Annotated in this window: 28 protein-coding genes; 5 read left to right on the top strand and 23 right to left on the bottom strand. The window is 65.2% G+C overall.

The genetic code is table 11. The features are described from left to right. Positions 1-3: 3 nt before the first annotated feature. The 23 genes from ACM26W_RS01470 to ACM26W_RS01360 all read right to left on the bottom strand — a co-directional run bounded on the left by ACM26W_RS01470 (position 4) and on the right by ACM26W_RS01360 (position 20984). Positions 4-585 carry an integrating conjugative element protein gene (locus tag ACM26W_RS01470; protein ID WP_416139111.1) on the bottom strand — a complete coding sequence of 194 codons (582 nt, stop codon included), beginning with the start codon at positions 583-585 and terminating at the stop codon, positions 4-6. A 14-nt stretch (positions 586-599) separates the two neighbouring features. Continuing rightward, the gene (locus ACM26W_RS01465; RefSeq protein WP_416139110.1) at positions 600-1184 is read right to left on the bottom strand and encodes a transglycosylase SLT domain-containing protein; all 585 of its coding nucleotides are present in this window, start codon (positions 1182-1184) and stop codon (positions 600-602) included. A gap of 14 nt (positions 1185-1198) precedes the next feature. Beyond that, positions 1199-1942: a TIGR03759 family integrating conjugative element protein gene (locus ACM26W_RS01460; protein WP_416139109.1), complete on the bottom strand. Its 744-nt coding sequence runs from the start codon at positions 1940-1942 to the stop codon at positions 1199-1201. A gap of 19 nt (positions 1943-1961) precedes the next feature. After that, positions 1962-2750 (bottom strand): hypothetical protein, encoded by a 789-nt coding sequence (locus ACM26W_RS01455; protein ID WP_416139108.1) that lies wholly within the window; start codon positions 2748-2750, stop codon positions 1962-1964. Then, positions 2743-3387, bottom strand: a complete 645-nt coding sequence (locus tag ACM26W_RS01450) for a pilus assembly protein PilL (RefSeq protein ID WP_416139107.1) — start codon at positions 3385-3387, stop codon at positions 2743-2745. Before ACM26W_RS01450 ends, ACM26W_RS01455 begins: the two co-directional genes overlap by 8 nt. 187 nt (positions 3388-3574) lie before the next feature. Next, the gene (locus tag ACM26W_RS01445; RefSeq protein WP_416139105.1) at positions 3575-3811 is read right to left on the bottom strand and encodes a hypothetical protein; all 237 of its coding nucleotides are present in this window, start codon (positions 3809-3811) and stop codon (positions 3575-3577) included. Between the two features lie 90 nt (positions 3812-3901). After that, positions 3902-4447 (bottom strand): STY4534 family ICE replication protein, encoded by a 546-nt coding sequence (locus tag ACM26W_RS01440; RefSeq protein WP_416139104.1) that lies wholly within the window; start codon positions 4445-4447, stop codon positions 3902-3904. A 102-nt stretch (positions 4448-4549) separates the two neighbouring features. After that, positions 4550-4825: a hypothetical protein gene (locus ACM26W_RS01435; RefSeq protein WP_416139103.1), complete on the bottom strand. Its 276-nt coding sequence runs from the start codon at positions 4823-4825 to the stop codon at positions 4550-4552. A gap of 812 nt (positions 4826-5637) precedes the next feature. Next, on the bottom strand, positions 5638-7638 hold the full coding sequence (locus ACM26W_RS01430; RefSeq protein WP_416139102.1) for a DNA topoisomerase III: 2001 nt from the start codon (positions 7636-7638) through the stop codon (positions 5638-5640). 102 nt (positions 7639-7740) lie between these two features. After that, positions 7741-7965, bottom strand: coding sequence for a hypothetical protein (locus ACM26W_RS01425; protein ID WP_416139101.1), 225 nt, complete (start codon positions 7963-7965; stop codon positions 7741-7743). A gap of 20 nt (positions 7966-7985) precedes the next feature. Further along, entirely contained in the window at positions 7986-8573 is a 588-nt protein-coding gene (locus ACM26W_RS01420; protein WP_416139100.1) for a hypothetical protein, read from the bottom strand. Between the two features lie 37 nt (positions 8574-8610). After that, positions 8611-9045, bottom strand: a complete 435-nt coding sequence (locus tag ACM26W_RS01415) for a single-stranded DNA-binding protein (protein WP_416139099.1) — start codon at positions 9043-9045, stop codon at positions 8611-8613. 18 nt (positions 9046-9063) lie between these two features. Continuing rightward, positions 9064-9519 (bottom strand): DUF3158 family protein, encoded by a 456-nt coding sequence (locus tag ACM26W_RS01410; protein ID WP_416139098.1) that lies wholly within the window; start codon positions 9517-9519, stop codon positions 9064-9066. A gap of 403 nt (positions 9520-9922) precedes the next feature. Next, a complete protein-coding gene (locus ACM26W_RS01405) occupies positions 9923-10648 on the bottom strand; it encodes a PFL_4669 family integrating conjugative element protein (RefSeq protein ID WP_416139097.1) in 726 nt (241 codons plus the stop codon). Positions 10649-10730: 82 nt separating this feature from the next. Beyond that, positions 10731-12104, bottom strand: a complete 1374-nt coding sequence (locus tag ACM26W_RS01400) for an STY4528 family pathogenicity island replication protein (RefSeq protein ID WP_416139096.1) — start codon at positions 12102-12104, stop codon at positions 10731-10733. Beyond that, a complete protein-coding gene (locus ACM26W_RS01395; RefSeq protein WP_416139095.1) occupies positions 12104-12706 on the bottom strand; it encodes a DUF2857 domain-containing protein in 603 nt (200 codons plus the stop codon). The genes ACM26W_RS01400 and ACM26W_RS01395 overlap by 1 nt, the downstream gene beginning before the upstream one ends. Next, positions 12703-14592, bottom strand: coding sequence for a ParB family protein (locus tag ACM26W_RS01390; RefSeq protein ID WP_416139094.1), 1890 nt, complete (start codon positions 14590-14592; stop codon positions 12703-12705). The genes ACM26W_RS01395 and ACM26W_RS01390 overlap by 4 nt, the downstream gene beginning before the upstream one ends. 75 nt (positions 14593-14667) lie before the next feature. Then, positions 14668-14904 (bottom strand): type II toxin-antitoxin system HicA family toxin, encoded by a 237-nt coding sequence (locus tag ACM26W_RS01385; protein WP_416139093.1) that lies wholly within the window; start codon positions 14902-14904, stop codon positions 14668-14670. Further along, positions 14897-15277, bottom strand: a complete 381-nt coding sequence (locus ACM26W_RS01380) for a hypothetical protein (protein WP_416139091.1) — start codon at positions 15275-15277, stop codon at positions 14897-14899. Before ACM26W_RS01380 ends, ACM26W_RS01385 begins: the two co-directional genes overlap by 8 nt. Further along, on the bottom strand, positions 15274-16680 hold the full coding sequence (gene dnaB / locus ACM26W_RS01375; protein ID WP_416139090.1) for a replicative DNA helicase: 1407 nt from the start codon (positions 16678-16680) through the stop codon (positions 15274-15276). Before dnaB ends, ACM26W_RS01380 begins: the two co-directional genes overlap by 4 nt. Next, complete coding sequence (locus ACM26W_RS01370; RefSeq protein WP_416139089.1) at positions 16664-17530, bottom strand: ParA family protein; 867 nt, start codon at positions 17528-17530, stop codon at positions 16664-16666. Before ACM26W_RS01370 ends, dnaB begins: the two co-directional genes overlap by 17 nt. Before the next feature lie 596 nt (positions 17531-18126). After that, positions 18127-19212 (bottom strand): phage portal protein, encoded by a 1086-nt coding sequence (locus ACM26W_RS01365; RefSeq protein WP_416139088.1) that lies wholly within the window; start codon positions 19210-19212, stop codon positions 18127-18129. Then, the gene (locus tag ACM26W_RS01360) at positions 19209-20984 is read right to left on the bottom strand and encodes a terminase large subunit domain-containing protein (protein WP_416139087.1); all 1776 of its coding nucleotides are present in this window, start codon (positions 20982-20984) and stop codon (positions 19209-19211) included. The genes ACM26W_RS01365 and ACM26W_RS01360 overlap by 4 nt, the downstream gene beginning before the upstream one ends. A 146-nt stretch (positions 20985-21130) precedes the next feature. On the opposite strand from ACM26W_RS01360, the gene ACM26W_RS01355 reads away from it, so the two are divergent. From ACM26W_RS01355 to ACM26W_RS01335, 5 genes are all read left to right on the top strand, one after another. Next, positions 21131-21949, top strand: a complete 819-nt coding sequence (locus ACM26W_RS01355) for a GPO family capsid scaffolding protein (RefSeq protein WP_416139086.1) — start codon at positions 21131-21133, stop codon at positions 21947-21949. Between the two features lie 14 nt (positions 21950-21963). Continuing rightward, positions 21964-22974: a phage major capsid protein, P2 family gene (locus ACM26W_RS01350; protein ID WP_416139085.1), complete on the top strand. Its 1011-nt coding sequence runs from the start codon at positions 21964-21966 to the stop codon at positions 22972-22974. Positions 22975-22984: 10 nt separating this feature from the next. Next, complete coding sequence (gene gpM / locus ACM26W_RS01345; RefSeq protein ID WP_416139084.1) at positions 22985-23719, top strand: phage terminase small subunit; 735 nt, start codon at positions 22985-22987, stop codon at positions 23717-23719. A 103-nt stretch (positions 23720-23822) separates the two neighbouring features. Then, entirely contained in the window at positions 23823-24296 is a 474-nt protein-coding gene (locus tag ACM26W_RS01340) for a head completion/stabilization protein (RefSeq protein ID WP_416139083.1), read from the top strand. Beyond that, positions 24296-24505: a tail protein X gene (locus ACM26W_RS01335; protein WP_416139082.1), complete on the top strand. Its 210-nt coding sequence runs from the start codon at positions 24296-24298 to the stop codon at positions 24503-24505. The genes ACM26W_RS01340 and ACM26W_RS01335 overlap by 1 nt, the downstream gene beginning before the upstream one ends. Position 24506 lies beyond the last annotated feature (1 nt).

Raw genomic sequence — 24506 nt, 5'->3', positions numbered from 1 at the left:
CTCCTACTGCTCCAGCCCCTGAGGCGTCACCAGCACCGGGTAGTGGGCAAGGCCCAGCCGGCCGGCCAGGTCATCCCCCGGCGTGGGTCGCAGCTCGAGCCCCGGCGCCGCCTCGCGCAGGCGCTGCAGCCCCTCGACCGTATCGACTTCGATCACCAGCCCCACGGCGTTGAGTTCGCGCAGGACCTCCCTTCGAGCCTCCAGCCAGCGCAGCGACAGCGCATCGTCCCCGACCAGGAAGAAGGGCGTCATGCGGCTCGGCAGCTCGAGTGGGCGAAAGCGCACCTCGCCGGGTGACAGCCGCTCGCTGGTCACCGGCAGCATATCCGTCTCCCCGAACTTCACCGGCGCCCGCGGATCCGGCGCATAGCCCTCCGCCTCCGGCACCTCGGCCATGCCGATGGCGACGAAGTAGGGGCGCGCCGGCTCGCCGCCATAGTCCGCGAGCACCTCCAGGGAGGGTCGCTCGGCCAGGGACATCCGGGGCATCGTCTCCGCCTGGACGCCGGCTGCGCCGAGCCCAAGAACCAGGCCAAGCCCCGCCCCGGCGTACAGAACCCGGCAACTGCAATCATGATGCAGCATCAGTCGAATCTCCTTCAGTTGCCCGCCAGCTGCCGCTGGCGAGACGTTCCCAGCCGCTCGAGCTCGGCGGCGACGATGCGGCGATAGCGAGCCGCCGGCTCACCGCCGGCGGGCCGGTGGTAGCGCCCGGCCGCCTGCACCCAGTTTCCTGTGGCATCAAAGTGGCCGCGCAGCAGGCGCGCCGCCTCTTCCAGGTTGGCGTAGGGGTCCAGGGCATCGCAGGGATCGGGAAAGCGCTTGCCGGGGCCAAACAGCTGCGGCTGCCAGCGCACGTTGAGCTGGGCGATACCCACGTCCACGACACGGGTCTCCTTGAGGGCCAGCACCAGGGCATCGCAGGCCGCCTGGCGGGTCGCGAAGTGGAAGCCCTCCCCCGCCACGTTCAGGGTCCAGGGCCAGGGCCGACGCCCCGCCTCCAGGCTGACCACCGATTCCGCCGTGGCCACCGCGTAGAGCACTTCTGGCGGGACCTGATGCAGACTGGCCGCATCGAAGTAGGCCGGCGGCACTGATGCCGCCTTGGCAAACGACGACACCACCGCCAGACCACAGCCAAGCGCACAGCCCATGACCAGGCGCCGGCATGCTTTCCACTCCATGTCGGCCACTGCCCTCACCTCGGATAAACCTGGGGCAGCGACCCCGCGGCAATGCCGCGCTCGGGGTCCGGCTGGCCGTGGTTGAGGGTGATGTCCCGCGCCCGCACGCGATCCGCCGGCACGCCCACGCGGCGCGCCCAGTCGCGTATCACCGCGTCGTCGCCGTCGCTGTCGAGCACGAAGATGTCCATCTGGGTGCCCTGGGCCATCAGCTCGCTGACGGTGCCGTCGCAGCGCTCGCACTCCTCGACCGCCACATACACGGTCAGGCGGGCCTGCAGTGCGCCCTCATCGGTAAAGTGAAATGCCGAGCGCGGCCGCAGGGTGAATTCATCCACGGGCATCTCGTCGGGGTAGAGGAGCTGCCAGGCCTCGTCGTAGGCCCGCTGGAAGGCCAGCTCGCGCTCGGTGCGGGCTCGCTCCACCTCCACCAGCAGCTCCGCATAGCGGCGGCGCTCTTCGGCGCTGCGCGCCTCGACGCCGAGGGCGGTGATAGGGTCGAGGTTGGGCGACCAGATCCCCCGCGGTCCTTCCATCAGCGACACATAGCGATCCCAGTCGCGCTCGGTCAGCCTCCAGGCCTCGGACTGCTCCGTGCGCGTACGAGTCCGCTCGCTCTCGAGTATCCGCTGCGCCTCCTGTATCACGGCGGAGGCATCGAGACGGCTCTCCGGCGCGGCCACTGCATGGGCCTGGCTCCCCAGCAGCGTCATCGCCAAGGTCGCAAAAGGCAGAACAGCGCGTTGCATCAATGTCATCGCAGGATCTCCGGTGGCATCAGGGAATCTGGACGTCGACCGAGCGGCCGCTGTGACGGAAGACGGCGTGGGAACCACGAATCGCCGACAGCTCCCAGCCGTCTTGGCGATCACCCACGCCCAGCAGCCGAATGTCACGCAGGCTCGACATGCCGTTAGGGGAAACGCCCACATAGGGACGGCCGCCCCGGGACTCGACGCCGGTGACCTGGAACGGGGGCGACGGCGGGGCCACTGGCCGCGGCGCCTGGTGAGCAGTTGCCGGGCGTGGCGAAGGCTGCTGACGCTGGCTCTGCTCGAGACGCTCGCTCAGCGTCCGGATCTGCTCGTTCTGGGCAGTGACGCGCAGGTTGAGCACGCTATCCAGGCGGCTCAGGCCCTCTGCCAGCTCGGACAGGCGGGGCTCGAGCTGATCCAGCTGCTCCAGCTGCTCCAGCTGCGCCTGAGTGGCCGTGATGCCGGCGGCATTCTTCTGCCCTCGCTTCTCGGCCCGATCGAGACGCTGACCCAGCTCCGTCAGGTGCTGCTTCAGCGCCGCCTGCTGAGATTCCACTTGTGCCAGGCTCTCCTGCAGCGGCACCACCGCCTGCTGCATCTGGGACTGCACTAGAGTTTCCACCGGCACCTCGTCGGCAGCCGGCTTCAACAGCAGAGCCCCTGATGCCAAAGCGCCTGCCAGGCTGACCGCCAGCAGGCCATAGAGGGCCTTCCTGCTGCCCTTCCCTGCCCCTGGCTTGCCGCGGTGCTTTGAAGAGGAGGCGTGACCAGCCGGCTGGTGATCCGGCGTCCTTTCGGTTGGCTCACTCATCCCTCACCTCCGCCACCGCTGCAGTGCTCTCCTCACGGCTGTCGTCGCCTTGGCCAGGCACATAGCGAACATCCCGCACCTGGTAGCAGACCTCTCGCGCTACCGGGCCGACCTCCAGCTCCCAGGCATCGCCGCCCAGCACCTGCAGAGCCTCGCGCAGCGGCATGGGGCCCAGCCGGTAGTGGGCCGCCGGCAGTGGCTTGCGATAGAGGGTGCGCTGAGCAGGGCCGGGCGCCGGACAGAGCGAGTAGCCGGTGTGGCGCAGGGTGTGATGCAGCGCGTCCTCGACGGTGGTGGTCATGGAGGCAGGAATACGTACATCGATGGTCTGCTCCAGGAGGTGTCGCTGACCCAGCGAGGCCTGAGTGGCCACCAGCTGATAACGCCCGGTACGAATCACCTCGACGGAAGGCAGTTCATCGCTGTAGATGTCCGGCGTCACGGCCTCGGTCGTCGGCGGGTTGGGGCCGGTGACCACGGCACGGTGCCGCTCACCATCCACTTCGAAGTGCGGGAGCGAGAGCAGCAAAGGATCGGCGTCCGATGGCTCCGGGTTTTGTGGCGGCTGATGGGCACAGCCCGCCAGCAGCGTGGTGACGATCAGCGCAGCGGTAGAGAGGGTCGGAAAGTTGAGCATGCGTTGCCTCAAGGGAGTCCATTCAATGGCGTTGAGGCAGGAGGTTCTCGGGTTTGTGGGGGCGAGTCGATTGAAAAGCGTAATCAGGCGAGTAATGAAAAACGCCCCGGGGAGGGGCGTTCTTCACGGGCTTAAGTTTGTCGATACTGAAGTATGGCGAGGCTGGGGTCACTATCACCGCCAGTGATCAATCGGTGGGCAGCCCCGGCCATTTACCCCCGTGGGTCAGAATGTTCCGGATGCTGCCATCTGGGTCGTCATGGCTGTACTCGCCCCAGTAGCGGGCGCGGTAGTGGGCCTTGAGATCCATGCCGCGATCGATGCACTGCACGAAGGCGTACAGCTTCCCGGCACTTGCGCTCAGGATGTAAAAGCAGACCGGGTCTCGCGGATCATAAAGCAGCTGGTTCATCTCGACTCGCATGGCTTCCTCCAGCGAACGCTAGTGCCGAAGAGAACCTCCCCAGCGGGGAGGTCACTCCCCGGCAGGGTGGGTTGATAGAAGCGCTACGGATCAGTGCATAGCCGGCGAATCGAACGAGCCGGCCGCTCCTCCTGAGTGGGCAGCGGCATAGCCGTTGGCTGTTTCAGGCGGTGCTGCCTGATGCTCCGCTGAGCCAGCGTGGGCGTCGTTACCGTCGGCCTGCTCTTCCCGGCGAGGTGCCTGGTAGACCATCTCGCCGTTCACCTTGATCCAGCTGATGAACAGCAGGCGCGCCTTTAGACTGATGCCGGTCTGGCCAGCCTTGTCGCCCTTCGAGTAGACAAAGGTGTCCGTCCAGAGGTCGCCCAGCTTGAAGCCGACCAGCACCTTGCGACCCTGGTACACCGCCTGACGGCAGCGTTTGACGAGCACTTCGGCATCGCGGCCGCTGATACGGCAGTCGAAGCGGGTGTAGCCCACATCGTCTGCGGGGCCATTCAGGGCCGCGATATCGCATGCCCAGAACGCTTCCCCGCGCTTCGGCTTCACCTCCCGGATTCGGTTGAGGTAGCCAAGGCCGGTGATATGAAGATCGAAGAAGCCAGAGGTGGCACTCTGGTGAGTGGTTGCCGTCATGGTGTGTCTCCTCGGTGGGTACATACGAGCCCCAGGAAGACACTCCGCCCCATCAGGGAAGTCGAGTGGCTTCCCGGGTGGGCAGTGGATTCAGGCGTTGGCTCAGGTCATCAGCACGCAGTGGTGCCGAGAGTCCGCCAGGGTGGTGTTGCAGCAGTCGCAGGACGACGTTGAGAACTCCTCGTCATGCTCGCTATCGCCGACGACGATGTAGCGCTTGTCGCGCTGCGCCGCGGCGATGGATTGACGCACCTCCCGCTCGCGGGCGGCTGCGCTCTCTTCATCCAGGAAGTGATCCAGCCCGGTGGCATCATCATTGGCGATGATCATCAGGCAGTCGGTACAGACCATGAAGTGGTCGTCAACAATCGTACCCATGAGGCATTCCTCCAGTTTCCAGGGGGTCCGCCCCCCCCTGGGGAGGCATCTCCCCGAATGGGTGGTAGCAGTGGCATCCGGCCCTGACGGGCGGCCTCGTCTCGGGATGCGCGAGGCCTTGGGAGGTGGCGTGCCGCCAGGCGGCGCACCCTTGAAACGCCTGGGTGCCAGGGTGTCTCGGTTGGAGCCGGTCGAGACCACCGGACCGCCAGCGGCGGCACTTGCCCACTGAGAGGCTGCCCGTCACCTTGGCAGCATCTCCTCGACATCCCCACTCGCAAGACGCGGCACACCACGTCTTGGGATTGAAGACCATAGAGGGTATCAATAGGGTCGTCGCCGTACCGACAAGCACCAGGATGTCCGCCATGCGACTGGAGCCAAGGCATGTCCCTCGTTGCCATGCTTCGCTCACGGTGGCACCCGAATCTCTTCGCGGACGCATTCGGTCGATCAAGCACAGATCCCTGTACAAAGGGCTCCCGTTGGTTATGCGGCGGGCTCCGCAAAAGGGCAGGCGTTTCCGGCGTGGAAACGTCAACCGGCCTGCCGGCTACCCTGGATCAAGGTAGCCGGCAGGCCGGTCGTCGTATGAGACAGGTGGCCAACCAACCAAGCTGGCCTAGGACTAAGGAACCTCGAACCCCGACTGTTGATGATGCAGTGTGAGCCGTAAAGGCGGGATGGGGCGTATTCGTCGCGCGAGGTGCGAATACTTCGGGGAATGAGCGTTGGAGCTCAAAGGGCGTTGCGTGATGACCGTCAGCAACCAACGGGGTGTATTCGCATTATTGAGGCTGTCCCGTTCACGGTCAAGGCGACACCGCTTTACGCTTGCTCCTGGAGCCCTTCCTGGGCGCCTCATCGCGCAGCATCCCCTTGCACTCCGGGTAGCGCGTGCAGCCCCAGAAGGCACCGTAGTTGCCCTGGCGCTTGCGCATGGGCGCCTGGCAATCCGGACACTTCTTGCTCTCCTGCTGAGGCATCGTCACCGTGGTTTCCCGCGCATGCTGGACCAGCTTCCCCACCATGCTAGCCTGACGCGCCATGAAGTCCTTCAGCTCCACCCGCCCTGCCTCGACATCATCCAGTGCCTGCTCCCAGAGCGCCGTCATGCCGGGATTGGTGATGGCAGAGGGCAGTGCATCGATGAGCTGCTGACCGGTTGGCGTAGAGGCCAGGGCACGCTTCTGCCGCTTGATGAAGCCTCGCTTCAGCAGTGTCTCGATGATGCTGGCCCGCGTTGCCTCGGTGCCGATCCCGGCGGTCTCCTTGAGGCGGGCCTTCAGGCGCTCGTCTGTGACGAACCGGGCGGCATGCTTCATGGCGGCGACCAGGGTGCCCTCGGTAAAGGGCTTGGGCGGTACCGTCTGCTTGGCCAGCACTTCGAGATGCTGGGCCTTGCAGGATGCTCCCTCGCTCAGGGCCGGCAGCGGAGGCGCCTCCTGGCTCTCTCCATCGCCCTCGTCCCCAGCCGCTCGAGGGAAGAGCAGGCGCCACCCCTCGACCCGCACCTGTCGCCCTGAAGTCACGAACGCTTCCCCCTCCAGGTCTACCCGCACCTCGGTCTGGTCGTACTCGTGGGCCGGCAGGAACTGAGCCAGGTAGTGGCGACGAATCAGGTCATAGACGTTGCGCTCGGCTTCGCTCAGCTTGTCCAGATCACATGCCACCGCCGTCGGGATGATGCCGTGGTGCGCGGTAATCTTGCTGTCGTTCCAGACGCGACTCTTGCGGCTCGTGTCCAGGCGCTCGCGAAGCGGTAACAGCATCTCATCCGAGTGCAGCAGCATCGTCACGATGCGCTCAGCGTCTTCAAGCTGCGACTCCGGCAGATACCGGCAGTCGGTTCGCGGGTAGGTCGTGGCCTTGTGAGTCTCATAGAGCGCCTGGGCGATATCCAGCACCTGTTGGGCGCCATAGCCAAAGCGGCGCGAGGCCTCCTGCTGAAGCGATGACAGGTCCATCACCAGCGGGGCCGCCTCTTTCTTGTGGGCCGTTTCAAGATGGCTGACGCACCCCAGCTGCCCGGCGACTTGCTGAACCAGCGACCGGGCCGCGGCCTCACTGACGCAGCGCCCGGCGGCATCCAGGATCGAAGTATCGCCTGGTTTCCACTTCGCCCGGAGGGTACCGTCCTCAGCCTGGAACTGAGCCACCACCTCCCAGAAGGGTTGGGGCACGAAGTTCGCTATCTCCCGATCACGATCCACCACCAGCCGCAGCGCGGGCGTCTGCACGCGCCCCACCGAGAGCACGCCCTGGTGCCCCTGCCGCTGGGCCAGCACCGTATAGGCTCGGGTCAGGTTCATCCCGACCAGCCAGTCGGCCCGGCTACGTCCCAGCCCTGACAGATAGAGCGGGTAGGTCGTCTCCCCGGGCCTGATGCTGGCCAATGCCTTACGGATCGAGGCGTCGTCTAGGGCCGAGAGCCACAGGCGAGTGACCCTCCCTTGATAGCCGCAATAATCCAGCAGCTCGCGGGCGATGGTCTCCCCCTCTCGGTCGGCGTCGGTGGCCACCACCACCTCGGCCGCCTGGCCCAACAGCTTCTTGACCACCCCGAACTGCTTGCGGCCACTCTTCTTGACCTCCATCTTCCAGGCCGAAGGCAGAATCGGCAGCGCCTCCAGGGACCAGCGCTTGAGCGCCGGGTCATACCCCTCGGGTGGCGCCTGCTCGAGTAGGTGACCGAACCCCCAGGTCACCACGCTCCCGCCGCCTTGCAGGTAGCCCTCGCTACGCTGACCGGCACCTATCACACGGGCAATATCCCGGGCCTGCGAGGGCTTCTCGCACAGGAATACACGCACTGGCTCACCTCCCTCATGAACTTGAGGGCAGCATGGCAAGGCAATGGAGGGGAGCGAAGGAAGAATGGAAACGTCGGCAAGGCGGCTTTATGCCGCCAGGCATCAGGCTTTTGCCATCAGCTCGGCGGCGTCCATGACGTCACCCAGGAGAAACAGCATCTGGGTACCGGACGATCCGGCACCCCTGACGATGGGCTGGGGTGGTGCATGGCCGCGAAGGTCGCGGCCATGCCGAAGGGCATCCTTGAGCTCAGTGACACGGACGCCGAGCAGCTGAGCCGCATGGCCGATGCCGATCCGCTCGTTTCTCAGCTCCCGTGTCGTCATCGAATGCCCTCCCCTATGCGCTAACGAAGCGCCGTGCGGAAGCGCTGCTCAAGCGCCTCACCCATGGCATCACCATCGTACCGGGCATTGGTCGCCGGCAGGTACTCCACGTTGATGCGAGAGCCGCTACCGTTGCGCTGAATCTGGGCCTTCAGCACGAGAGAGTGCTCAGCACCGTTGATGGTCTGCCTCGCGTAGTCGCTCATCTGATAGAAGGCGCCGGGCGTGGCATCGAAGTGCCATGCGTTGTCCATCATCGCCCACTGGTCGGAATTACTGTTCGGATTGAAGCCCGCCTCCGAGCGGAACCCGAACTCTGCGCGTACCCTTGCGTAGGCCGTGTCCACGTCCAACGGAGACGCCATTCCGAACCGCCCCTGCCTGTTGCCTGCAGCAGGCCCCTGATCCCGACTGGCTTGCACAGCCTCTTCCTCGATAGCAGGCTGCTGCTCGGGATCGTAATTGACGGGTTGCCCCGTCACCGGGTTATTGATGCAGGTCAGGCAGTGTCCTTGAGAGTAGAGATGGTCCTGGGTCGTACAGCCCGCTGCCACAGTGGCAACAGCGCCAAGCCCAATCCAAATCAGGACTCTCTTCGCTCCCTTCATCGCTATTCTCCTTGATGCATCCATGATCACTCAGCGGCTAGTCCCCGTAGCCTTCCTGGCTCGCTCCCGGGCCGCTGGCATATTGCTCTGCAGGCTGCTGATGGCTATGGGGGGCATCCATGATTACCTGAGCCACCCGATGAGGCAAGATGGCCACCCGTTCAGCCTGTACCTTGAAGGCGGTGCGCGTATCGCCGTTCTGCTCCCAGCTGTCCTGAACCATCTTTCCCACCACCACGACTCGCATTCCACGCTGGTACAAGCGAGACCAGCGCTCTGCATCCCGATGCCACCATTCCACGTCTGCCCAGAAGCCGCCGCGGTCCACGATTTCCCCATCCTTGGGGACCAGATTGTCGAATCGCACGTTGAGCCTGAGCAGCGTGCGGGGCGGCTGATTGTCACGCACGGGGAAGGTCCGAACCTCGGGGTCACTGCCAATATTTCCCTCGCCATAGAAGCGTGTGCCCATGGGTATCCTCCTTGGTCGTTATCGTTGAAAAGAGACCGCATGCTCGATATCCGCCAGCGCCTTGCCGATTCGCTTGATCGACCAGTTGATCGTGGCCGCCTTGGCATTGAACACGCAGCGCTGAACTTCCAGCTCGATGACGGAATTCCGCAACGCCTCGGAAATGTCATCACGCGACAGGAAGGCTTCCAGCAGCCAAAGCCCCATGCTTCGCTGCTTGTTATCACGCCACTGCAGGGTTCTGGCAGGTATGCCCGACTTCCCCCATGGGGTCAGCCAAAGATCCGTTGACTTCAGCGAGCCGCCATTCGCCTGAGACGCCATATCGATCGCCTCTTGCCGAGCCGCCCTTGCCGAGTTTTCCAGCTCATCACGCAGGCGAATCAGCTCCCCCTTACCCTTAAAGGGTTTTAAATAACCCTTTGCGTAGCTGTTGAATGCGTCATTGCCATAGCTATTCGATGCGGTATTCAAGCTGCCCCCTCACTCACTTTCAGTGATGCCACTGGCGTCACCCCGAAGGCCTCCTTCGGCACCACCGCCCAAGTGATGCCACTGGCATCACCCCCGAAGGCCTCCTCCGACACCGCGGCCCAAGTGATGCCACTGGCATCACCCCGAAGGCCTCCTCCGGCAACACCGCCCAAGTGATGCCACTGGCATCACCCCGAAGGCCTCCTTCGGCACCTCTGCCCAAGTGATGCCACTGGCATCACCCCGAAGGCCTCCTTCGGCACCACTGCCCAAGTGATGCCACTGGCATCACCCCGAAGGCCTCCTCCGGCACCGCGGCCCAAGTGATGCCACTGGCATCACCCCGGAGACCTCCCTCCAGCACCGCCGACCAAGTGATGCCACTGGCATCACCCTGGGCGGCCTACCCAGCGGGAGGTGCCTGGTCACTCTCCACTCCACTCCCACCACTGGCCGCCTTGGCCTCCGCCGGCTTGGTAATCGGCGGGGCGAACTCGCTGCGCCGCTTGCCGGAGAGCACGTCGTCGGGCAGCACACCGAACTTCTCGATGGCATTTCGGGCCTTGGCATTGTTGGCAGCGAAGTCATCGCGGGTGGCGCCGCTGAAGCCCGGGTACTTCTGGGTGCTCGCGCATAGGCTGCGCAGGAGGTGTCCGCCAACCCGGACGTACTCCTCCATCTGCCGCCTGCCAATCAAAGCAATGTGGTGGGCGAGCATGACGCGCCTGACGAAGCGGTCGAAGTCGATCAGCAGGCGCAGGGCGAGCCATCCATGCTGACCGCCGGTATAGACGGGGATCTTGAGAGGCTGCTGGTTGAGATTCTCCTCAACATCCAGCTCGGGAGGCAGCTGCGCCATCAGGCTATCCAGCTCCTGGAGGCGCTGGTCCAGCTGAGCGCGAGTCTCGGCAAGCTTGGCATCCAGCTGCAGCAGCCAGTGGTCCGCATAGGGGTCATCCTTGGCTGCGTTCTGCTTGATCGCGCCGCAGATAAGCAAGAACTGCCGCATGCCAATGATCTGTGGGCGCCCCGTCTCGACCCCACGCCCCTTCCAGATCCGTGCTGCGTGGTGGGTATGGAGCGTCAGCTCGATCTTGCTGCGCAGTGCTCCCAGGCGATCAACGGCCATGTCGTGTCGTCCTCATGCTGATGTGTGTCCGCGGTATGGCAGGCACTGTCAATCAGTTGATGCATGGGAGACAGCGGAATCGTTAATGGCTGCTGAGTGAGTTTTTCTCGCCAGCTGGCCATAGCCCCAGGTTGCGCAGGCACTGCTCTCGGGCCGCTTGGGCCTCCTCGGGCGAGGTGGTGTTCGACGTGGTGCTTGGTGCCGTGGGTGCCGAGGTCTGCTTGGATGGTTGAGCCGCAGCACGAGCTGCAGGCCGCTGCATAGCGGGTGTCGCACTCTGGGTCGCTCTACCCGCCCGGCGTTCGGCCTGGGTCTGGGCATAGCCGGTGACCACGAACTCACCGCTGAGAGCGCGCTTGATCAGCCCCCTCAGGAAGCCCTTGGGGCTTCTCACCGAACCGGTGCTCACACGGCCTGCCGCCTCATCGAGGATCGCTTGCTGGGTATCGTCTGACAGGTCCGTCATCAGCAGCTGAGTCGCCTGGCGTTCGCTCTCATCCATCGAGAGACACGCCGGCCAGTACAGGCTCACGGCTGGGGTACTTGTAGGTTTTACAAAGTGTGAAGTACGTACTGTATGTGGAGAACTGCCCGAGTTTTCATGGAAAACTGCATCGATGGCCTCATAAGCTCTTGATTCTAGACTTGGTTCTCGCTGGAAACCGGGGGAGTTCTCTCGGCTCACCCGGCCGGGTTCTCGCTGAGAACTCGGCACCCTGCCTTGGTTTCTGCCCTGGTTCTTCTGCTGAGTCGCGGCGGAGAACTGTGTGGCCTCACGCCTGGCCGGCGAGGGATGCCGGGTCTTCCTGGACCGAGACACCAGGGTATCGAGACGCGTCGGCAGTTCATGGAGCGCCCCGGCGTCCTGTAGCTCCTCGAACACTATGGAAGCCACTGCCTTAACCACCTTGTTCTGGTGATCCAGGCAGCGGCACACGTATTCGACGTAGTCGGCATCCAGCACCGAGGCCTCGGCGGGAGAGAGCGGCTCATCGTGCAGGATGTAGACGTTGCCGATGATGCGGCCGTTGTGCGCGTTACGCGCTCGATGCCCGAGGCTGACCCAGCGGGTCAGCCGGAGCACGGCGATGACGCGGGCGACCGTGGCCCGCGAGGCCTTCTGGCCCGGAGCCCCCCGCAGCAACGGCTGCAGCTCGTCATAGGTCGGCACCGCGGTGGTTCGGTCCGGATTGACCAGCATCCGCATCATCTGCCAGCCGAGCTTGTCGACGTGCCCCAAGCGAGGATCAAGCAGCAGCGCCCGCGGCACGGTTTCATGGGGATTTCCGAAGAACAGCAGCCCATCGAGGCCTGACGAGGCATCCAATGTTTGCCCTGCTTCGTTGCCCGCAATGGCAGACGCCGGGGGCTCTCCCCGGCGCTGGGTCATCTCGGAAGCCGCTTGGCCGATCAGGCGATCCAGTCCTTGTCGAGTGGCATCGCGCAGCTGAACCATTACCGCTCTCCTTCAGGTGCCGTCCACTCTTCGGCCGGGGGCGCCGTGCGCGGCTGGCCAGGATCGACCCACTGCTTGATGAGGTGCCAGACCACCGCCAGTGGGATATCGGTCTCCTCCGCGAGCGTGACCATCCCCTGCAGGTCGTCGGTCGACTGAGGGTCAAGGGCGATATGCTGCCAACGCTCCCAGGCATCGTGCTCTGCCTGTTCCGACGGCATCGCCAGTCGCCCCTGGCGCGGCGCAATGCCCAGCAGCTGACGACGCGTCGAGCAGTCGTTGCCGGTCAGTCCGAAGAAGGCCCCCATCATGCTGACGCTGGCCCCCAGCCTGAGGCAGCGGTCGATCAGGGTTTCACGGTCCTGGTCGCGATCGATGCGCGCCAGAACGCCACGCAACGCGGCATGGTCCACCGAGAAGCGAGCGACGACAGGCCCGGCGCAGGCCAGGGAGTCGATATCACTCGCTCTCAGGCGACGCAACGTGCGCAGCTCCTCCTCACTGAAGCCGAGGGCCAGCGCTCGGCGCATGTTGCCCTCCCGAAGAAATCCCATGACCTGGCTGAGCAGGGCCTGATTCAAGTTGGCGGATGAAGCGCTCATGACTGGGCCTCCTGTTGTGCCGGCAGGTGTTCACGTAGACGACGGATCAGACGCACCAGACGGAAGAAGCGAAGCAGCACCGCATCGTCCCAAGCGCTCTCGTCTCCTTCTTCCCGATGGGTACCAAGCAGCGCTCCCCAGAGGGTGGCGTCCGAGGGGTACTCGGGATTGAGCTCGCCGCGCAGGCTGGCCAGCGCCTGCCAGGCGAAAAGCGCACGACGGTCGGCGGCATGCGGCAGCGGGTTGAGATCGAAGCCGATGCCATCGTCATCAGCAACCACCACCTCACTGCCGCTAAAGCCACCCCAGCGCGCAATGACCTGGACCAGCTCACGGATGCGGATGCGCAGCGAACGGGGCTCATCCTCTACCCCTTCGATGAACCAGACGTCGGCAATGGGCGGGGTGGTCTCGCCGGACAGCACCGGGGCCGCCAGGGGAGCCAATTGTTCGAAGTCGAAGCTGGGCATGCCGAGCTCACTGGCCAGGTGGTGGCGGTAGCCGCGCTTTCCGGGGCTCTCTTCCCAGTTCGACTGGGTCAGCCCCTCAAGGCGGGCGGCCTGCTCGGCCTCTGTCCGAGCAGCGCCTTCGGGCCAGTCGAGCTCCTCCTCCAGGGGCGCGGCCATGGGCGCAGGGCCAGGCCCCGACGCCGGCTCTTCGAACCCCGGAATGACAGGAGACTGCGTCTCGCTCAGCTGCTCCTTTTCACGCTCCAGGGCCTCGACCTGCCGGCGTAGCCGCAGCAGCTCCTCACTCTCCGTCCGCCCCTCATCGGGATTCACGTTTCTGCCGCTGAGGGTACGCGGCGATGGCAGCTGCTCGGCTTGCGGCTCAGCGTCAGGCGCGGGCGCCTTTGCCTTTGGCGCGCTACCCGCTGCCGGCTCGGCAGCGGTATCAGGCAGCGGCGGATAGAGCGACGGCGGCTGAGCATCCGGGTCGCGCATCTGATGCAGCTCAACGTCCAGGGCCTCGAAGGCCTGATGCTCTTCCAGGTCCCAGCGCCGCTTGCGATAGGTGACGATGTTATCGAGGGTCAGCTCGCAGACGTTGAAGTGCACGCCCGTGTGGTCGGCCAGCATGCCGCACAGCCGATCCACCACCATGCTCCAGTTCATCTCGGTCTGGCCTTCGTCATCGAACCAGGCCATGGTCTGGTGCCAGGCCTCAGCAAAGCCCTCGGGCGCGACCTCCTGGGTACAGCGCTCCCAGATCTGCCGGCAGGCCTCCCGGTAGCTGATCAGCTTCTCGACCTGTGAGCGGCCAAGTCCGCTATAGAGGCTGTTGGTCAGGGTGGGTAGCAGATGCTCAACGGTATAGAGCATCCTGCTGATGTGGCTCTGGGCAACCTGATAGCCATCCTCGGCCAGTCGCTTGACCAGCTCGCGCTGCGAGAGCGCCTCGCCGCTCTCATCCTCGTACATCGCCTTGGCGTCCATTACGCCCTTGGCGCGCTCGATCCAGAGCAGCTGGCCACGGTTGTCGTTCTCGCTGAGGTGGCCCGTCAGCATCTTCACTTCAGACTGCCAGGGTCGGTACAAGGCATAGAAGGCGTGGAAGCGAGACTCGCCGGTCTCTTCATAGAGCTCATGCAGAACCTGCAGGCGGGTATTGCCGCCGTCGCAGATGGTGTAGTGCTTCTCGCCCGGCCGCTGGGTCACCGGCGGCTTGTGCTTGAGTCCCGCGGCGAGGATAGAGGCCTTGATCTCGTCATACTTGGGGTTCTTGACCTGCCGGGGGTTGTGCTCATAGGGCTTGAGCATGTCCAGCGTGACCCAGACGGCCATCTCCTGGTCGGGTGGCGTGACGGCATCCACGGGCTGCCCCTGACGCTTTGGGCCCGGCTGCATCAGGCGCTCGCGCAGCTGCTGGTCGGTGGGACGTTTCATACGATGGCTCCCTTGGTGACGGTGCTGACAGAGGTGGCGCCGACATGCGGCGCCTTGGCGCTGATGACAGTGGAATCACTCGTCATGGCGGCGCCTCTGCTGCCACTCCGCCCGGCGCAACTGGGAGCGAGCATTGAGCTCGGCACGGCGGTCCTTGGTGGTGAAGGAGGTGAAGACCGGTGCGCAGCCCGGCTTGCTGAACCGCAGGTGCCCCCCGCTGGTACGCTGCACCTCCCAGCCCTGAGTCGAGGCATAGCGGATCAGACGCTGCATGCCCTTGCACCCACGCGCCGCAGAAAGGGACTTACTCATCGTCGGCCTCCTCGATCTCCCAGAAGCGTTTCAGCAAGGCGTCTCCCCCCTCGATGAAGGTGTGGATCTCGTGACCGCTGTAGGTGGCCATGCTGATGACGGAGAGGGCATCGGCCTGCAGGTCGGCATCCAGCGCCCGCAGCCGCTGCATCTCGAAGGGCCAGCGGTAGCCGTTGTAGAGCCCAAGCAGGAGGCGACGGAGGTGATGAGACTGGCCGCTATGGCCCTGAGCCACACGGATCAGATGTTCAAGGGCTGGGAGCCCTTCCCTCTCAGCCTCGTGCTGACGCTGGCGGGTCTCGCTCATGACCTGAGCCAGCGCCTGTGAAAGGCGGGAGCGAGGCTCGGGTGTGCGCACGCGATGCTGACTCATGGGGCCACCTCCTGATGCTGCCAAGCCAACGGCTTGAAGCGCGCCGCTTCCCCTTGGAACGCCAGGTGCACGGTGCCGGTCGGCCCATTGCGCTGCTTACCGAGGATCAGCTCGGCCAGGCCGTGGCTGTCCTCGTTGTCGGGGTGGTAGACCTCATCGCGGTAGATGAAGGCGATCACGTCGGCGTCCTGCTCCAGCGCGCCGCTGTCACGCAGATCGGCCATGCAGGGGCGCTTGTTGGGGCGGGTTTCCAACGATCGGTTGAGCTGCGACAACGCAATGACCGGGGTGCGCAGCTCCTTGGCGGTCTCCTTGAGAATCCGGCTGACCTTGCCCACCTCGAGCGTGCGGTTCTCGCTGCCCGGCTCCTGGAGCAGCTGCAGGTAGTCCACCAGGATCATCGAAGGGCGCCCGAAGCGGCGTGTCATGCGGCGCGCTCGCGCCTTCAGGCTGGAGGCGGTGATGCCAGAGGCATCATCGATCAACAGCTTCCCCTCCAGCTGGGTGAGCCGATTGACCGCGGCGGTCACCCTCGGCCAATCCTCATCTTCCATCTTCCCGGTGCGCAGCTTCTGCAGCGAGACATTGCCCAGGCTGGCGATCAACCGGAGCATTAGCTGCGACTCCGGCATCTCTAGGGAGAAGATGAAGACCGGGCCAGCACCCTCTTCAGACGTCAGCGCATGCTCCGCAAAGCCGAGCCCCATGGCGGTCTTGCCCATAGAGGGGCGGCCAGCCAGGATGATGAGATCCCCGGGCTGCCAACCCGCGGTCATGGCGTCCAGCTCGCTCAGGCCACTCGGAATACCGGTCACGCCGTCCTGCGCATTAAAGGCCTGGTCGATGACGTTGATGGCCTCGCCTAGCATCTCCTTCACAGAGCTCAGCCGCTCGTGCCTCTCTTCCGTCAGGGCAAACAACTTCTGCTCGGCTACCTCGATCAGCTCAGCGGCCGAGCGGCCCTTGGCATTGAGGGCCTGCTGGTTCAGCGTGAAGCAGGTATGGATCAGCTGCCGGAGCGCATGGCGATCCCGCACGATCTCGGCATAGGCCACGACATTGGCCGCGCTGGGCGTATTGCGTGCCAGCTCTGCCAGGAAGGCGAGCCCACCAATCTGTTCAAGCTGCCGTACCTCTTCCAACGCCTCGGAGACCGTCACGACATCCATCGGCTGGTCGCGCTCCGCCAGCCCCCGAGTGGCCTGAAATACCAGGCGATGGGCCTTCTGGTAGAACATCGCCGGCGACAGGCGGTCGGCCACTTCATCCCACATGGCGTTATCCAGCAGCAGGCCGCCCAGCACCGACTGCTCGGCTTCCGTGCTGTGCGGCGGCAGATAGCCGGCTTCTGGGCTCTCCTCGGCCACCCGGCGCTCGACCAAGTTCTCAATGGCACTCATCATGGCAGCCCCCCTGCATGGCGGTGGTGCAGACCATGGCGTCGATCAGCGGCTGCCAGTCGGGATTGAGCTCACCGGCCATCGCCTTGACTTGGTCGGCCGCGGCGGGCGACTTGCGTCCAGCAGGCTTGCGGGGCTCGAACTGATGCGCCGGCAGGCCAGCACTGGCGGCCTGTCGGAAGGCAACACCGGCACGGATGGTGCTGTGCATCACGCTGACGCCATGCTCACCGGCGGCGAACATCTCCGCCAGCGTCTGGTGGATGCCTCGCGCATCGGCGGTTTCATCCAGGCGGTTAACGAGCACGGAAACGGGGGGAACGGAGAGGTGGGTGAACTGGCTGAGAGACTCGAGATCACGGAGCAGGCCGACGGTGCCGCGCACGAACTCACGGGCGGAGAGCAACTCGGGGGTGATGGGAGATAGGGCGTGGTCGGATGCCAGCACGGCCATCTCCAGCGTGATGGAGCGGGCCCCCTGGGTATCGATCAGGATCAGGTCATAGCCCGACAGGCTGGAAAGCAGCTGGGCGAGGCGGAAACGGCCATCCGGCGCGTTGAGCAGCAGCTGGGGCAGCTGGCCGGCGTGATCGTTGGAGATCACCACATCCAGGTTGGGATGGGCCGTCTGCGATATGACGCGGTCTGGAGCCGTGTCGCTGAGCGCGATCAGCTCGTAGGTGCCGCCGGGGGCTTCGCTGCGAAGGGGGTAGTAGCTGGAGAGGGTGGGCTGGCTGTCCAGGTCGATGAACAGGACCTTGAGGCCCGCATCGGCCAGCAGGCCGCCCAGATTGGCAGTGACGGTGGTCTTGCCGACGCCACCCTTGGTCGAAACAACGGAAACAACACGCATATCCTCACCTCGGTTCCAGATGGAAACAAGTGTGAGGCTGGCAATTTGTAGCTATTTCACGAAGATAGCGTCGGCCACACCACCCCTGACGGGGCCTGGCAACTTTTGCTTTCGCGTTGATTGCAGGTCTGGTGTGTTGCGTCAGTAGCCATCCGAAAGATGGTGCCGGCACCAGGAGTCGAACCCGGGACCTACTGATTACAAGTTATCCACATTTAAGAACGTCATCAGCAGCTTATGGCCGAAAGTGTTACGTATAGATCCGCATCCGCACGCAATAAAATCAACAAGATGCGAGAAGCTGCTACGCACGGAAAGCGCCCATAAAACCGGCTGTGGATAACAGGCCAAAAAACGCAGGGAAACGCATAGCGCGAAGGCCCCTCTAAACCCACGCCAAGCCCAGTAACGGCGCGGCCCGCGTCTATAGTGCCAAAGTGCATAAAAATATTTATATTTAGAGCGGAGGCGGGGCGGGGTGTCGACGGCGCGCGCCGGGGCGCCGCCGGGTGAGGGTGGGGGTGGCCCTGGTCTGGCGAGCAGATACAAAAAAGCCGCCCTGGTCGGGCGGCTGCGGTGAAGTTGGCGGGCGCTGGTCAGCGCGTCGGGTCGAGGCCTGGGCCGTCGTCGCCGTCGAGTGAGTAAGGCTGGAAGCGGACGATCTCCTCGCCGACGATCTCGTTGATCTCGCGCATGGTGGCCTGCAGCGGCTCGAGCTCGTTGGCCACGAACACGCGCGCGGCCTTCTCGACGTCGCCGAACCCGCCGGTGTTCTGGGGGATGATGCCCATCAGCTGCGGGGGGATGCGGTGGCCGGCCAGCTGGTCGTCGCGGGTGATGTTCTTGATGTTCCAGAACTCGTCCTTCGCCGCGACCTCACTGACGGGGATCACCTGCACCCCGTCCTTCTTGCCCCCGGGGGAGTACAGAAACAGGTTGCGAAAATTGCCGGGGCCCTTCGAGTCCTTGAGCGCCTGGCGCATGGCGTCGATGTCCTGCTTGTTATGGGCGGCATCGTTGACGTACATGATGAACCCGGCATGGGAGCCGTTGAGGTAGTAACGCCGGCGGAACAGGGTGGCGCTCTCGTTGAGCCAGGCGGACTGCAGGCTGCCGATATAGTCGGGCACCCCATAGATGCCCTGGTCGATGTCGGGCTCGAGTAAGTGGATCACCCGCCCGGCCGGCAGCTCGACGCGGTCGACGAAGTTGGGTACCCACCAGTAGCGGTCGGCCGCGAGGCCGCCGCGGCGCATGTAGCGCGCACGCAGGTGGCGAAACGGTAGGCGCTTGCCCAGCCGCCCAACCACTTCCTCGAGGTAGCCGTTGCCGAACACCAGGTAGTCGAGTGCCAGGCCGCTGAACGCCTGGCGGCCCAGCAGCGGGTGCGGCTCGAAGGTGCGCAGTAGGATGTTGCGCTTCACCTGCAGCGCCGAGCCATGGTGGGCGGTGGCCCGGTAGCTCTTCGCCAGCACGTCCAGCGGGACCGGCGGCTCGTACCACTCGTCGGCCGAGAGCCACAGCCCCTCGTAGAAGAAATCACGCATGCTGGTGACCGGCTCGGGATCGCCGAAGCTGAACGCTTCCGCCCCGGCCGGTGCGGCGGGTGCCGGTGATGTCGTGCCCTCGCTGACCTGGTAGGCGGGCACGCGGATGCGGGGCTTTGCTGTCGTTTCGCTCATTCGGAAAACTCCATGATGGACCGGCCGGCCTCCTCGACCGGGCCGTCGATTGGCTCGTGGTGAAGGGCGTGCATGGTGGCCCAGGCCAGGTCGGCATGGCCGGTCGCCTGGCTGCGCCCGCTGTTGTAGGTGAACTGGCGGCCCGAGGCGGTAAGTTCGCGCTTGATGGCCATGAACGACTGGGCGAGATCCGCCCAGCCAGCGTCGAACTCCAGCCGACCCTTGCGCATGATCTGCTGGGCCTGCATGACCATGCGGCTCTTCACGTCGACGCTGTACTGGTAGCGCACCAGGGTCGGGAACCATTTCTCGACGTGCTCGGCCACCGCCTCGCCCAGCCCGCTGGTATCGATGCCGATATGCTCGATCTGGTAGCGCGCCTCGAACGTGCGGATGAATGCCGCCTGGGCCTCGTAGTCCTCGCCCTTGAGGCGGTGACGTTCCAGCACCCGGTGCGGTTCCTCGGCGCTGCGCGAGGGCAGCACCACCACCAGACCGGCGCCGTCGCCATTCTCGCCAGTGCCGGTGGGGTCGTAACCGATCCACACCCCGCGCTCACCCACCGGCCGCGGCGCGAAGGGCCGGTAGTCGTCCCACACTTCCCAGCTGTCGACCATGCACGGGTGCACCATCGCCAGCGGGAAGGCGCTCTGGCTGTCGTCGACGAACTGGCACATCAGCAGGTTCGCGAACTCGTCCTCGCTGTACTCGAGGCGCAGCTGCTCGAGGTCAAACAGGTCGCAGCCGCCGGCGATGGCGTCCTCGACGGTAACGATCTGGCGCCACTGGCCATCGGGGCACAGCTGGCCGTCGGCCAGCGCCTGATGGGAAACGTCGAACGCTGCCTGGTCCTTCTTTGCCCGGCGCTTGTTGAACATCTCGCCGTTCCAGAACGGATAGGCCTCGTGGCCGATGCTCGAGGGTGTCGAAAAGTAGGTCTGGCGCCACTGCTTGTGCATCGCCATGCCGCTGGTGACCTTTCGGAACTCGGCGAAGCGGCCGATCCAGAAGTATTCGTCGAGGTAGACATCGCCGTGGTAGCCCTGGGCCGTCTTGGAGTTGGTGCCCAGGAAGTGCAGCTCGGCGCCGTTGTCCAGCACCAGGGGGTCGCCCTTGAGCTCGACATCGGTCGCCTCCTTGACGAACTGCACGATGTAGTTCTTGAAGATATGCGCCTGCGCCTTACTGGCCGACAGGAAGACTTTGTTGCGGCCGTGCTCGAAGGCGTCGACGATCGCCTCGCGGGCGAAGTACCAGGTCGCGCCGATCTGGCGGCTCTTCAGGATATTGCGGATGCGGTGTTTCTGCCCCGCCTCGTGCCATATCAGCTGATAGTCGAACAGCGAGTCAAAGAACGCTTCGCGCAGCGCCTCGAGCTTTTCCTCATCCAGCGCGTTGCGCTTCTGCTTGCGGCGAGGCGCCTCGTTGCGTGCGTTGATGTTCGGATTAAGATCCGCCTCGCGGCCGGTCTCGCTGTACCGGTGCACCCGGGCCAGGCGCTCGATCTGCCGGCCGAGTAGATCGATCTCCTTGAAGTCGCGCCCCTCCTTCGGCTCCTTGCCGATCAGCTGCACCATCCGCGCCTCGAGCGCGCCCTCCACGCGCTCGGTCGGTGACGCCTGGTCCCAGCCGTCGCGCTGCTTCCAGCTGTGCACGGTCGGCGCTTTCTCGTCGATGAACTCGGCAATGCGCGCCACGCGCCACCCCTGCCAGTACAGGTGGCGCGCGGTCACGCGCGGGGAATCCAGGGTATCGGTCGGCATCGTCGTCATGCCGCCAGCCTAACCGCGCGCGCGAAGCGCTCCCGGCCCCGCCCGTTGTGGATAACCCGCCTACAACGCCCCCGCGTTGAGCCTCGCCACGGCTGCGCGGAACCTGACGGCAACGTATCGCCAAGTAACCAGCAGAGGCCCCCGCCATGTTTCGGATTGCCACCGAAGGCGCCACCACCGACGGCCGCAAGATCTCACGCGAGTGGATCGAGCAGATGGCCAAGAATTTCGACCCCGCCAAGTACGGCGCCCGCGTCTGGATGGAGCACATGCGCGGCATGTTTGCCGACGGCCCCTTCCCGGCGCTCGGCGACGTGACCAAGCTCGACGCCCGCGAGGTCGACGGCAAGCTCGCCCTGTTCGCCGACATCGACCCTACCGACCGGCTCAAGCAGATCAACAGCGAGCGACAGAAGGTCTACACCTCCATCGAGGTCGACCCCGAGTTCGCCGACACCGGCGAGGCCTATCTGGTCGGCCTGGCGGTCACCGACAGCCCGGCATCACTCGGCACCGACATGCTGCAGTTCAGCGCCCAGCAGGGCAGCGCCTCGCCGCTGGCCGCCCGCAAGCAATCGGCGCACAACGTCTTCACCGCTGCCGTGGAAACCGAGTTGAAGTTCGTCAGCGCGGGCGAAGAAGGCGCACCGACCGACAAGGGCCCCAGCCTCACCGAGCGTGTCAAGGCGCTGTTCACCAAGCACGACGCGAAAACGGACAAGGGCTTCGCCGACTTCCGCACCGAGCTCGAACAGACCCTCGAGCTATTCGTGCAGAAGCACACCGCCCTCGCCGCCCAGCTAGAAAAGCTGCCCAGCGATGCCGCCTTCGCCGAGCTGAAGCAAGCGCATGAGGCCACGAAAACCCGGCTCGACGAGCTCTATACCAAGCTCGACAACGAACCGACCACCCCGACCCGCGCCCCCGCCACCGGCGGCGAGAACGCCCAACTCACTGACTGCTGAAGGACCCGCCGCCCATGCGTAACGATACCCGCAAGAACTTCAACGCCCTGCTGACCCGCGTAGCCCAGCTCTCCGGCGTGCCCAGCGCCGCCGAGAGCTTCGCCGTAGAGCCCAGCGTCCAGCAGACCCTGGAATCCAAGATCCAGGAATCCAGCGACTTCCTCGGTCGCATCAACATCGTTGGCGTCGACGAACTGAAAGGCGAAAAGCTCGGTCTCGGCGTCTCCGGGCCGATTGCCGGGCGCACCGACGTCTCGGCCAACGATCGCAGCCCGCGCGACCTATCCGCCCTGGAGGCCAACGGCTACGAGTGCGTCAGCACCGAGTTCGATACCTTCCTGCCGTGGAGCAAGCTCGACGCCTGGGCCAAGTTTCGCGACTTCCAGGTCCGCGTGCGCGACGCCATCCTTCGCCAGCAGGCACTCGATCGCATCATGATCGGCTTCAACGGCACCAGTGCCGCCGCCGCTACCGATCGCGGCGCCAACCCGCTGCTGGAAGACGTCAACATCGGCTGGCTGCAGAAGTACCGCACCGACGCGCCGGCCCGGGTGCTCTCCGAGGTGGTCGACAACTCCGGCCAGGTCACCGTGGGCGCAGGTGGCGACTACGAGAACCTCGATGCCCTGGTCTATGACGCCGTCAACGAGATGGTCGAGCCCTGGTACCGCGAGTCCACCGACTTGGTGGCGATCATGGGCCGCAAGTTGCTAGCCGATAAGTACTTCCCGCTGATCCAGGATCATGCCGGCACGCCCACCGAGGCCCGCGCGCTGGACATGCTGATCAGCCAGAAGCGCGTCGGCGGCTTGCAGGCGGTGCGTGCGCCCTTCGTGCCCGACGGCAAGATCTTCATCACCAGCCTCGAGAACCTCTCGCTCTACTGGCAGACCGGGTCGCGCCGCCGCTACATCAAGGACAAGCCCGAGCGCAAGCGCGTCGAAAACTACGAGTCCTCAAACGACGCCTACGTGGTCGAGGACTACGGCTTCGGCTGCCTGGTCGAGAACATCGCCTTCGTCTGAGGAGTGATCCATGTCTGAACAAAAAGCGCCGAAGATCAGCCCCGCCCGTCGGCACTACCAGAGAGTCACCGCCGCGCAAGCGGCGGGAGCCGCCGATCCCCGCGCCGCCCAGGGCGGCGAGCAGTACGAGGTTCACGCCGCCTACCTCTGGGAGGCCCGCCGCACCGTCAAGCGCATCAAGAGCCTCGAGGCCAAGGTGGCCAAGAAGCGCGAGCTGCTGCCCGAGTTCGAGAGCTACGTCGCCGGCGTGCTCGAGGGCGGCCAGGGCGCCCAGGACGATGTGCTGATGACCGTGATGCTGTGGCGCCTCGACGTCGGCGACCTCGCCGGCGGCATCGAAGTCGCCGATTACGCCCTACGCCACGGCCTCGACACCCCTGACCGCTTCGAGCGCGACACCGCCTCGATCGTCGCCGAGCAAGTCGCCGAGGAAGCGCTCGCCCGGCTGGAAGCCACCGAAGGTGACGAACTGCCTGCGGTCGCCGCCGAGCTGGTGATGCACCTGGCCCGCGCCCAGGCACTCACCGAAGACGCCGACATGCACGACCAGATCCGCGCCAAGCTGCACAAGGCGTTGGGCTACGCCTATCGCGAATCCGGCAGCCTGGGAGACGCCCTCGAGCAGCTGCGCCGCGCCCTGCAGCTCAACGATCGCGTCGGCGTTAAGAAGGACATCGAACGCCTCGAGCGCCAAGTGCGTGACGAGGGCAAGAACGCCGCCCAGGGCACTACCGCCCAGGGCTGACACCGAGTCGCACGCCGACGTCAAGGGGGCACCGGCCGATGAGCGGCCCCGGCCCATCTCATCGCAACCGGTTCACCCCCTTCTTAACCTCTGAGGCCCGGCCATGTCATCACTGATCGCCTACGGCACCGGCGAGACCACCGAAGCGCCGGCCGCCATCACCAACAACGGCTTCTGGCCCGAGATCAGCCCGGCCGCCTTCCGCGACGCCGAGCGCATCGACGGCAGTGTCACCGACGCCCGCGTCATCCACGCCCTGCGCGTCGCGATCGCCGACATCAATCGCCAGCTTGCCGACTGGCAGCTCGAGCACCAGGGCGAAGGCGCCGCCACCATCGACGACGTCGACCCGCCAAGCTGGCAGGCCGAGGACGTCTACCCGCTGCTCTACCAGCGCGCCGTCTACGCCACCGCCATGGCCACGCTGATGGAGCGCTACCGCGACTACAGCGCCACCGGCGAGGGCGACGAGCGTGGCGAAGCCAAGGATCTTGCCGCCGACGACTACCGCCGCGACGCCCGCTGGGCAGTCAGCGAGATCCTCGGCGAGTCGCATACCACCGTGGAGCTGATCTAGTGCCCACCGTGCGCACCCACCAGGGCGAGACCCTCGACGCACTCTGCTACCGCGTGCTCGGACGCACCGGTGACGTCACCGAGCAGGCGCTCGAGCTCAACCCCGGGCTCGCCGAGCTCGGCCCCATTCTGCCCCACGGCACCCTAGTCAAGCTGCCGGAAGAGCAGCGACGCCCGCGCACCGTGGAAAGCGTCCAGCTCTGGACCTGAA

This window comes from Halomonas sp. HK25, from assembly GCF_047795635.1.
In the GTDB taxonomy this organism is placed as follows: Bacteria; Pseudomonadota; Gammaproteobacteria; order Pseudomonadales; family Halomonadaceae; genus Halomonas.
The sequence above is the reverse complement of the archived record's forward strand: the minus strand, read 5'-3'. Positions and strand labels throughout refer to the sequence as shown.